The sequence below is a fragment of the Gardnerella sp. 26-12 genome (assembly GCF_001660745.1).
Lineage (GTDB): Bacteria > Actinomycetota > Actinomycetes > Actinomycetales > Bifidobacteriaceae > Bifidobacterium > Bifidobacterium swidsinskii.
The window spans coordinates 1-10242 of sequence record NZ_LWSR01000055.1 but is presented as its reverse complement, the minus strand read 5'-3'; the positions used below and the strand labels follow the sequence as shown (position 1 = coordinate 10242).

Here is a 10242-nt window from a genome sequence, read left to right as displayed (position 1 = left end):
ATATTTATGCAAAGAAAAAACATACCCAACTGTATATCGTTTAGTTACAGTATTTATGAGCATAGTTAGCATAATTCTTTTGACAGTTTGCAATACAGATGTTACTAGGTTAATTATATTTAGCTTAACATGTGTATATGTATGCATTCTTATAATCGTCCACAAACATTGTTAAATATATCGTATGAGTGGCGCATTCAATAGGATTACGAAGCGTCGCCTTCGCCTTGCGCGCGGTCTTTTCCGTAAATCGACGGAATAAAACGCTCCTGATCGTGAAGCTTTTCCCAGATTACAGGAGGATTTTGCGGATTTTCCAGAGACTTTGGCACATCGATAATTCGTTGATTACTAGAGCCACGAAATTGCAAAAGCGAATCGTGCAAATCTTTCATATAACGGCCGTCAACAAGAATATCAATGTAACGCAAAAGCTCAAGCTTATCAGGCGTCTCCCCTGGGCGCATAAGCTCTTCCCAAGTGTATCCAGTCCAACTCCAAATGTCTTTTGTATTGCCAAACTCTTTCCTAATACGCTTGCAAAGAGGCAGCAAAATGCCCGTATTAAGCAACGGCTCGCCGCCAAGAAGCGTTAAACCTTGCACATAAGGCTGCGCTAAATCTTCCATGATTTGATCTTCAAGCTTTTGAGTATAAGGATGACCTGCGCGAAAATCCCAAATCGACTCGTTATAGCACTCAACGCAATGGAACGGGCAGCCGGAAACGTAAAGCGAGCAACGAATTCCTTCGCCGTCTGTCATCAAAAAACGCTTATAATCGGCGATCATCCCCTGGCTCATGCGCTCACTAGACCACTGTCCTGCGCGAGGATTATTGGAAAGAGAGGTAGGAATCCACGGTCCACGATTCACATCTGCAGGCGCAAAATCGTGCAAACTCATGCGAGCCATATCCAACCCCCTTCCAAACCGAATAAACAACTAAAAAATAAACAACCAAATTTGCGAAAATAAAATAAATCCAGCCGTTAGAAAGTGCAATCACAAAATGCAATACATTTCTAACGGCCAGATTATCACCAAACAACAAACACAAGAAAAGCTATTGATTTAGCTAAATTATCTAGTCATACTTATTTTACTAAGTTTCAACATAGTAAATTAGCTAAGTTTATTTTGTTTCCTCATACCATTCACGAGACTCACCGTTGTTAAGAGTCACATGGCCAGTTTCGCCAGACATGTGCTTTACGCGGTGAGCGATTTCTTCGTGACGACCGTGAACCATTGGACGCTGAACAGGATTGCCCAAGTAACCGCAAGTACGCTTAGTCACATTGCACTTATCTGGGTCGCTGTTGCCGCACTCCGGGCAACGGAAGCCTTCTTTAGTCGGCTCAAAATCACCCTGGAATCCACAAACGAAGCAGTGATCGATTGGCGTATTCGTACCCAAGTAGCCGATGCCAATCTTGTAAGCGTAATCCCAAACAGCTTCCAAAGCCTTAGGATTTGCCTGCAAGCATGGGAACTCGCAGTAGTTAATAAAACCGCCGGAAGCAAGATACGGGAAGTCAACCTCGTAGCGAAGCTTCTCCATAGGAGTTGGCTGCAACCAAACCGGGTAATGGAAGGAATTAGTGTAGAAGTCGTGATCAGTTACGCCTTCAATGCGACCGAACTTCTGGCGATCCATGCGGTTAAAGCGGTCAGTCAAAGACTCAGCAGGAGTTGAGTAAACGGAATAATGGTAGCCTTCCGCCTTTGACCACTGCTGGCAAAGCTTATTCATGCGGCGAACCAAAGAAAGCGCAAATTCCTTGCCTTCCTCATTCCAGCTGTGATCTTGCATCCAATCCTTGCCGAAGAACACGGCCGTAGTTTCGTACAAACCAATGTAGCCAAGAGAAACAGTTGCGCGCTCATTACGGAACAACTGATCCACGCTTTCGTTAGCTTCCAAACGACCAAAAGCACCGTAACGGAACAGCGTTGGAGCATTTACAGGAGTTGCCTGCTTGCAACGCATAATACGGAATCGCAAAGCTTGGTGAGCTACTTCCATACGCTCGTCGAAAAGCTTCCAGAAGCGAGTCACATCGCCGTGAGATTCAAGAGCAATACGTGGCATGTTAACAGTTACAACGCCAAGATTCATACGGCCATCTTCAACGTCCTTGCCGGTCTTTGGATCAATCCAACCCTGAAGGAACGAACGGCAACCCATAGGAGCCTTGAAGGAGCCAGTAATCTTAACAATATTCTCGTAGAACACAACGTCTGGGTACATGCGCTTTGTAGAGCACTCAAGCGCAAGCTGCTTCAAATCGTAGTTCGGGTCGCCAGCGTCCGCGTTAACACCGTGCTTAATAGTAAACACAAGCTTAGGGAAGATTGCAGTATGACGATCTTTGCCGAGACCACGAATACGGTTAAGCAAAATAGCGCGCTGAATTTCACGAGCAAACCAAGAAGTACCCAAGCCAAAGCCAACAGTTACGAACGGAGTCTGACCGTTAGAAACGCGGTTAGAATTGATTTGATATTCCATTGTTTGCATAGCGTCGTAGATCGCCTTACGCGTCATAATCTTTGCGTAAACTTCACGGAGCTGATCCAACTCGCCCAAATTCTTATCAAAAGGAGTATCAGCAGGCAGTGGATCCCTGTCCAAGCAGTGGAGATTCTTAGGCTCCTGAGCCTTCAAGCCGTCAATCATATCTTTTGCGACTTGAATTGGCGTGGAATCAGGAATCATTGCGTGTGCCATAGCAAGATTCTTGTCGTAATCGCACTTAGCGTAAGGCTCAAGCATTTCGTCAGCGCGATTAACAGTCTGACCACCGTATTGCGCGCCAGCAATATCCTTAATAATTTGCGTAACCTGAGTTGCAGCAGTACCAATAGACTTTGGACTATCCATCATTGCATTACCAAGAGCAAATCCCTTAGCAAGCATATCGCCAAAATCAGGAAGCGAGCAGTTGCTCATGCAAGTAAATGGCGAATAATCAGCGTCATGGAAGTGAATATCACCCTTCATATGAGCGTTAGAAACTGCGTGAGGAAGCATAGAGAACGCAGAAGCTTTAGAAACAGCACCTGCAAGAAGATCACGCTGAGTTGCATAAACATTAGAATCCTTATTTGCGTTTTCACGAACAAGAGACTCATCACGATTTACAAGACGGTTAACAGCCTCGTTAATATCAGTAGCTTTAGCGCGGTCTATATCTCGGTTCAGTCGGTAGCTCGTGTAGCAACGAGCAACCTCATAAAGGTGATTTTCAATAAGACTATGCTCAACCAAGGTCTGAATATCTTCAATCTTCGCCGGGCCATTGTAACGATCTTGAATTTCAGCCTCAATATGATCAGAAATATTACGAATCAACTGCTCTTCTTGCGGACCGACTTCCTTGCCCAAATCCTTAAAAGCAGCCTTGATTGCCATAATGATATTCAGCGGATCAAAATCAACTACGCGACCATCGCGCTTTTCGACCTGCACGCGAGAAACTGGAATTTCAACTACATCATCCGTACAATTTTCTGCGCTTGTGACAGCAGTTTCTTCCAAAACCTGCATCGGTACAGACCTTTCTCAAACACTGTTCCTTCTAGCAAAATCTCTCGTTGCAAACATGGGAACTATTTCTAACAACTCGCTCTACTATAACCCAACTCATGCACAATATCTAGGGCAAGACGCAAAGATAACCACCTATATATAGTGATTTATGTCACAATCGCGATTTTTGCGGCGTGTCCTGGTGTGTCGTAATTGATAAACGATAAATTACTGAATACACGCCGTTAAATGTGCGCACTTCGTGACGCTTTGATATATTAAATCACGTGGAACAGATAGCTTTTCAGCATGCACAGGAATTCGGATTCCAACCAGGAGACGTTGTCCAACAATGGCTCTGGGATGACGATGTTGACGAAACAATTTGCGAAAGCATCGAGAAACTTACCGGCGAAGAGTTGGTAGATGAGGATTACGACGCTGCTGTTGATGGTGTGATTATTTGGTGGCGCGACGGCGACGACGAAGATGAGCTCGCAGACACTATTATGGATGCCACAAATATGCTTGACAATGACGCTCCTATGTGGGTTCTTACTCCAAAACCAGGTCGCGAAGGTTCCCCAAGTTCTAGTACCGTTCAATCTGCAGCAAAAACAGCTGGCATGAACGCAGCCACTCCGTTAACCGTAAGCACTGACTGGAACGGCGTTCAACTGCGCGCATTTGGTAAAGGTCAATCTAAATAAGTATTTGCTAATTGGCTTAACTAGTTTAACCGACTGTTGACTTGCTTAACAGGCTGATTAACTGATTACTAAGTTGCTTATTGCTTGCCAACTTGCTACTTACTTTTGTAGTATTGCTGCTGTTTTGTTGAAAACACCAAACCAGTTGATGTTATGTATAAAACATAGGGCAATTCTGTCGAAAACACATAATCATTCGGCGAAATAGACAAAAATACAAGAATAACGTAAATAAAAAGCGCGAGGAGAAAAATATCACAGCCTCGCACCACAACAGACAAGAAAACTAAAGCGAAAACAAAAGCCGGAAAATCACTGGCGAATGTTATCAAAAGTAGTGAAAACGAAAACAAATGCTGTAAAACACACAGCATTTGTTTCTAAAACTCACGACCGAAGCGATGAACACGACTACCACGTTCGCCACGTTTACCGTGCCAACGACGTTCGCTGCGTTCACCACGTTCACCACGTTCACTGCGCTCACCACGTTGCCCACGTCCACGACCGCGACCTTTACGCTTCTGCTGCTCCGGCTCCGGCATACTCCAGCCTTCTTGAAGCTCGGCAGCTTCACCAACAATCTCATCTAGAACTGATGAAGAAGGACTCACATCCTCAGCTTTCGCATGAATTCCAGCCTTACGAAGCATCATATGAGCAGCGCGCTTCTGATTAGGAAGCACAAGCGTTACGACATCGCCTTCTTCACCAGCTCGAGCAGTGCGACCCGAACGATGCAAGAAAGACTTAGGATCCTCAGGAGGCTCAGTTTGCACAACTAATGCAACGTCGCTAATATCAATACCTCGCGCAGCAACGTCCGTAGCAACCAGCACGCGCACCAAGCCTTCAGCAAACACAGCCAAATGACGATCTCGCTGATTCTGCGACAAATTACCTTGCAAATCAACTGCAGGAATACCTTGCTGCACAAATTTTTTCGCCATATTCTTCGCTTGATATTTTGTGCGCGTAAAGAATATAGAACGTTTCCTTCCGGAAGCAAGCTTTCGCAAAACTTCGTATTTATCCCCTGCAGACACAGCAAAAATATGATGCGTCATAGTGTCAACTTGGCAATCAGCATCATCCACAGCATGGACGACAGCATTTGGAAGGAAACGCTCAACTAATGTAGAAACTTGCTTATCAAGCGTTGCAGAAAACAGCATGCGTTGACCATCTGGCGCAACTTGCTCAAGAAGTCTAGTAACAGCAGGAAGGAATCCCATATCCGCCATTTCATCTGCTTCATCAAGCACGCTAACCATTACTTTTTCAAGCGTAAGTGCTCCTTGACGCAGCAAATCTTCCAAACGTCCAGGGCAAGCAAGCACAATCTGCGCACCCTGCTTAAGTTGCGATACCTGACGCTGGTATCTCACACCTCCATACACTGTCACAGTACGCATGCCATAAGCTGCAGCAAGCGGCGCTATTACGTCATCAATTTGATGCACAAGCTCGCGAGTTGGAGCAAGAATTATTGCTCTAGGAGCAGGAATTTCACTAGACTCGCGTGACTTACGATTTTTATCAGAATGAATTAAATCAACAAAATTCTCAGCTAAACGCGCAACAAGTGGAATAGAAAATGCTAATGTTTTACCACTTCCTGTGCGACCTCGCCCTAGAATATTCGCACCTTGTAATGAATCAGGAAGCGTTGCTTGCTGAATTGGGAATGCAGTAGTTTTCCCATCAGCACGCAACACTTCTACCAAGGGCTCTGGGACTCCAAGTTGCGCAAAAGTGACATCGTCACGGTAATTTTCACAAGATTCAATAGCAGAGTCTGGAATAATTGTTGCGTTATGAGAATCTTGATTTTGCTTTTTTGAAGTAGGACGCAAAGATATTGCAGAATTTTGTTTTGTATTATGAGATTTTGCAATATCATTTTTAACAACATTATTTTTATCAATATTATGCTTAGCAAAATTATTTTTAGCAAAATCTTGTTCAGCATCCGCAATAGCTACTTCTTCATAGCGCAAGGCTTTTTCGCGCGCTTTTTGACGAGCTTTTTCTGCTTTGCGATTTCGCTCCCTGCGCGAATTGAACTCGTGATTAGAACCGTAATTTTTATGACTACCCTGATATTCAAAAGGATTGCGTTTTTCAGCTGATTTCCTAGTATTTTTGACGTTCTTGGTATTCTTCGCGCCTCGCTTTTGGGCGAACGCAGCATGATGAGTATGCGGCACAATAGCCTTTCGTAAAATATGTGTATTCAAAACTTAAATTTCAAAACGTGAACTAATCGAGCCTAGCACACGCCTGGCACAATCACGGCAAATGTTGTCAAAAAGCGCCGAGACGCTCGCACTATAAGCGCTCGCTTCTGAGCTTGCATGGAAAAAGTCCACTGAACTTTCCATGCAAGCTCACGCTCCGAGTTACTTTCGTACACTACGCTCCAAGCGCGAAAGCAGGTCGTCGCGCAAACGCCGGAAAATCACCAGCAAATGTTTCCACCAAGAAATGAAAACAAAACTCAACTAGCGAGTGAGCTTACGGTGCAAGCGATGCGGACGAGCAGCTTCCTCACCCAAGCGCGCAATCTTATTTTCTTCGTAAGCTTGGAAGTTACCTTCGAACCAGTACCACTTTGCAGGATTCTCGTCGTCGCCTTCCCAAGCAAGAATATGCGTTGCAACTCGGTCGAGGAACCAGCGATCGTGCGAAACCACAACAGCGCAGCCTGGGAAATCAAGTAAAGCGTTTTCCAAGCTTTCCAAAGTCTCAACATCCAAATCGTTAGTAGGCTCATCGAGAAGAAGCAAGTTTCCACCCTGCTTAAGAGTCAAAGCCAAGTTCAAACGGTTACGCTCACCGCCGGAAAGCACACCAGTAAGCTTCTGCTGATCCGAACCTTTAAATCCAAAGCTTGCAACATATGCGCGAGTAGGAATCTCAACGCCTGCAACCTCAATAAAATCAAGTCCGCCGGAAACAGCTTCCCACAAGTTCTTATTAGGATCCAATCCTGCACGATTCTGATCCACGTAAGAAATCTTCACAGTATCGCCAACAATAAGCTCTCCGCCAGAAAGAGACTCCAAGCCCACAATCGTCTTGAACAGCGTAGACTTACCAACACCGTTTGGACCAATCACACCAACAATACCATTACGAGGCAGCGTAAACGACAAGTCGTCGATAAGTACACGGTCGCCAAAAGCCTTGTGAATATGCTTTGCTTCCAAAACTTGCGAGCCCAAACGTGGACCTGCTGGAATTTGAATTTCAGAGAAGTCAAGCTTCTTGGAATTACGTGCCTCTTGCTCCATTTGGTCGTAGCGTTCCAAACGAGCCTTGTTCTTAGCTTGGCGAGCTTTCGGCGAGCTACGCACCCAATCAAGCTCATTCTTCAAACGCTTAGCAAGCTTGGCATCCTTGGCACCCTGGATTTCCATACGCTTTGCTTTAGTTTCCAAATACGTTGAGTAATTTCCCTTATATGGATAAAGCTGACCACGGTCAACTTCGCAAATCCACTCTGCTACGTTATCCATAAAGTAGCGGTCGTGCGTAACAGCAATAACAGCACCCTCGTACTTGTGCAAGAACTGTTCAAGCCACAAAATAGATTCCGCATCCAAATGGTTAGTAGGCTCATCCAAAAGCAGCAAATCTGGAGCTTCAAGAAGAAGCTTACACAATGCAACTCGACGCCTTTCACCACCAGAGCACACAGAAACAGGCGAATCCGGATCTGGGCATTGCAAAGCATCCATAGCCTGCTCAAGCTGCGAATCCAAATCCCAACCGTTTGCAGCGTCAATTTCAGTCTGAAGCTTACCCATTTCTTCCATTAACGCATCAAAATCAGCGTCTGGATTAGCCATTTCTTCGCCGATTTGGTTAAAACGCGCCACTTTTTGCGCAATCTCACCAAAAGCCATCTTAATGTTTTCGCCAACCGTCTTAGTGTCATCAAGAGGTGGTTCCTGCTGCAAAATACCTACCGTATAGCCAGGAGTCAAAGAAGCTTCACCGTTGGTCACATTTTCCAAACCGGCCATAATTTTCAGCAGCGTCGACTTACCCATGCCGTTCGGACCCACAACACCAATTTTTGCGCCCGGAAGGAAGCTTAAAGTAACATCGTCGAGAATTACACGATCTCCGTACGATTTACGCGCCTTAATCATCTGATAGATAAATTCAGCCAAAGTAATATACCATCCTTACAAACGTTGAAATTCCAGCGTTTGTTGCAACTTGCGTAAAAAGCGTTTAATACTTTTACCTACTTAATTCAAGCAAGATGCAACTTACATAAAACTACGCAAACTAATAGCTAGCAAATACTAGCACGTTGCTGGCGTACGATTTGACTTATTGACAGACTCAGAATCATCTTCAGGCGGAATCTGGCAGAGCCACTCGCCCAAAATCCCAACGACCATATCAATAAAGCACACCAAGCCAGCAATAGAGCATTCACGCACAACAGAGTTATACAGAATTATTTCACTGTGTGGCAGACTCATTAACAACTGCCCAACGTACCAGCCAGACAAAATAGCACCTGCCATTCCCAATGCCTTAGACAGCATAAGAGCTGCAACAGCAAATTGAGAACTTACACGCTTCTTATTTTTATCTTTGTTAGCAACACTTTGATGAGTTTGCAACGCCATAACAAAAGTTATTAAGCCAGCAATCACCATAATTGCAACAACAACCCACGGAGCTCCTGCTAACGACATAGCACTAGACTCTGTTGACGACACTAGAAATGCGCCCAGCACAAAGCCAAACAGTAACCCTAGTACCAGATACCACCAAGGTGTGCGATACGCTTTCATTAACAACCATCCCCTATAAGCCATTGCTCTGAGTATACCCCAACAGTTTGAGCATCAAAAGCAAACGCTAATGAGTACGAAACTGAGTTGTCATCCAAAGCAGCATCCGACTCTATCTGCAGCCACGGCATAAGTTCAGGCGACTTAGGGTCAACCATCACCATTTCCGCTAGTTGTTGCGGCAATTTTTCTGCATCAACAGTTCTTGTATCAGCAGCAGAAGCACCATATGAACGCGTACCCAACACTCGCACAGTCACCTTATCTTTATACAAAGTAGCAACAGCGCGAAGCAAGCGAAGCAGTTCATACTCGTCACCGCCCGAAGACAGAATAAATACAGCCGCGTAATAATCACCTTCAAGCATATTGGCAACATATAGTGCCGATACGCCATCTACGCGAGATTCTCTATCCTGCTCAAGCATTGCAACTATTCTCAGCATAGCAGAACGCGTGTCTTGTTTCGCGACACCCTTCATAGAAATTACTGCAGTTGTCTGTAACGGAGTCGGACATATACGGAACAAAGGAGACTTAGTTTCTCTTTTAACAAGCTCACTGCCATAATTGACACTTTTAGATTCATCGACACAAGAGCACTCTGAATCTCCATTATTTTCATAATCATCCGCGAAAGAATTTGCGATATCAACGGCAGCTTTAGCAGCTGCAGCAGCGTCCTCGTCTTCTTTGCGCTGCTTTTCTTTTCTATCTTCCTCAATAAGAGAACGATAGTAATCTGCTATTTCGCCTTCCTCAAGATCGTCAACTGATACGCTTCCACTACGAACAGCAACATGCGCAAGAGAATCAGGAACTACATGCCGTTCCGAATAATTTAACTCTTCTCTAGAAACACTATTCAAAGTAACGCAAACATCGTCAACAGTGCTTTTCATGCCGTAATATTCGCTTCTTAAAGCAGCATGAACAGTAATATCAGCCTCACTGATTTGCCAAGTGTGCATAGCAGAATTTAAAACAGATTTAGCAATAAGTTCTAAAGCTATAGCAGGATGCTCCTCAATCTCGCTATCTTTTTCGCAACGTTTAAGCATAAAAGCAAGACGCTCAGCAATTTGAGGAATATCTATTGCGTTAGTCTCATCTCCGTCTAATGCATTACTCAAATTAACTTTTAAAACAGCATCTATGTAAATAGAAGAATATAATCC

Annotated in this window: 7 protein-coding genes; 1 reads left to right on the top strand and 6 read right to left on the bottom strand. The window is 44.5% G+C overall.

The genetic code is table 11. The features are described 5' to 3' along the window. Positions 1–206: 206 nt before the first annotated feature. Positions 207–914, bottom strand: coding sequence for an anaerobic ribonucleoside-triphosphate reductase activating protein (gene nrdG, locus A5295_RS03860; RefSeq protein ID WP_004108545.1), 708 nt, complete (start codon positions 912–914; stop codon positions 207–209). Between the two features lie 220 nt (positions 915–1134). Next, positions 1135–3552 (bottom strand): anaerobic ribonucleoside-triphosphate reductase, encoded by a 2418-nt coding sequence (nrdD, locus tag A5295_RS03855; RefSeq protein ID WP_004108547.1) that lies wholly within the window; start codon positions 3550–3552, stop codon positions 1135–1137. A gap of 269 nt (positions 3553–3821) precedes the next feature. Between nrdD and A5295_RS03850 the strand changes: the two genes are divergently transcribed. Next, positions 3822–4244 (top strand): DUF3052 domain-containing protein, encoded by a 423-nt coding sequence (locus tag A5295_RS03850; protein WP_004108549.1) that lies wholly within the window; start codon positions 3822–3824, stop codon positions 4242–4244. 380 nt (positions 4245–4624) lie between these two features. Here the strand turns inward: A5295_RS03850 and A5295_RS03845 are convergent, their stop codons facing one another. The 4 genes from A5295_RS03845 to A5295_RS06355 form a co-directional block, all read right to left on the bottom strand. Next, entirely contained in the window at positions 4625–6454 is a 1830-nt protein-coding gene (locus A5295_RS03845; RefSeq protein ID WP_004108552.1) for a DEAD/DEAH box helicase, read from the bottom strand. A gap of 294 nt (positions 6455–6748) precedes the next feature. Further along, positions 6749–8425, bottom strand: a complete 1677-nt coding sequence (gene ettA, locus A5295_RS03840; RefSeq protein WP_012914413.1) for an energy-dependent translational throttle protein EttA — start codon at positions 8423–8425, stop codon at positions 6749–6751. Positions 8426–8563: 138 nt separating this feature from the next. Further along, positions 8564–9064, bottom strand: coding sequence for a DUF3180 domain-containing protein (locus tag A5295_RS03835; protein ID WP_033888467.1), 501 nt, complete (start codon positions 9062–9064; stop codon positions 8564–8566). Beyond that, the coding region (locus A5295_RS06355) for a hypothetical protein (protein ID WP_064621747.1) at positions 9064–10242 on the bottom strand (1179 nt) is incomplete at its 5' end. The genes A5295_RS06355 and A5295_RS03835, both read right to left, overlap by 1 nt.